Origin of the sequence: Acinetobacter sp. (assembly GCF_036659555.1) — a bacterium.
GTDB lineage: Bacteria > Pseudomonadota > Gammaproteobacteria > Pseudomonadales > Moraxellaceae > Acinetobacter.
On record NZ_JAVXCI010000184.1, the window covers coordinates 1 to 1,144 of the forward strand.

At 50.1% G+C, this 1,144-nt stretch carries 1 protein-coding gene; it reads right to left on the reverse strand.

Going from position 1 to position 1,144, the window contains the following annotated elements; translation table 11 throughout:
• Positions 1-58 precede the first annotated feature (58 nt).
• On the reverse strand, positions 59-1,144 hold a 1,086-nt coding region (locus tag RSA72_RS14560; protein WP_332633447.1), incomplete at its 5' end, for a ShlB/FhaC/HecB family hemolysin secretion/activation protein.

Consider the following 1,144-nt stretch of genomic DNA (forward strand, 5'->3'; position numbering starts at 1 on the left):
ATAGATTCTTGTTCATTTAAAGTGCTTCTAGTTTTAAAAAGTGTTTAAAATTAAATATTCAGTATGAGTAGCTGAGGCTGAAGCCAGTGACGAAATCCCGCTTGAGGCTTTTTGGAGCAGCCAGGCCATGTCCTGCAAAGGCATCCAGGTATATGCCTTGAAACCAGCTGCGTATGCCGACAACACCGCCAGCCAAATAGCGCTGGCCGGCAATGCTGTGTTCTCCGCCAACCCACCCCTGGTCAACGCCGGCATATATTTGCGTATTCAGCGGCGTATTTACGCTGATTTCCTGCTGCAGGAAATGGCCATTGTCCCCGGACAGCATAATTTCCCCGTCAAATCCCCTGACGCTGTATCTGCCGCCGATATAGAACCGCTCCTGCGGCACCAGCACTTTAGGTGCATACTGCCCTTTCCAGTTCACCCGGTATTGCGCAGCCTGATTGAGAAAAGCGAATGGATAATTGATCCGGATATCAGCGCTCCATAACGGCGCGCGGGCATAGCCTTCTGCTGGAAGGGGGCTGCCGTATATATCTGTTATTTCCTCTTCCGGCGCGGGCATGGCGTTGAATGCTCCCGCGCCCCTGCGGTAATCCAAATTCAAATCAACTAAAGCATTGCCCAAATAGTGTTTATGCTGAAGCCCCGCATGCCAGCCGGCCGTCTGCCGGCGCTGAACGCTGATTTCAATATCTTCAATAAAATTCCGGTTCTGCTTTTGATAGGCCTTTCCGTATACGGATGTTTTATACTGCGTTCCGCGCATCAGCATTTTGGATAGGGTCAGGTTCGCCTGCCGGCTTTCGCCGCTGTATAGAATCGGCTTTTCGTAGCCGGCAACATACTGGTCATATTCATACCGGCTGTAGGAGGCGCTCAAATCAAATGTTTTAAACGGCAGCTGATAGCTTGCAAACCAGCTCTGATTGCGGTCCTGATGCAGATCATCGAGAGAGTGGCTGAAATTCAGGTTAAGGCTGTCATTGAGCCGAAAGGGATTATTGAATGCCAATCCGGCTGTGCCTATATATTCTCCGGTTGTTTTATTTCCTGAATCATCAACAGACAGGCTGGCATTCAGCTTTCTGTAGGGCTGAGTAGTAATGCGGATATTGCTCAGCCCATCTGCTGCAGCCTC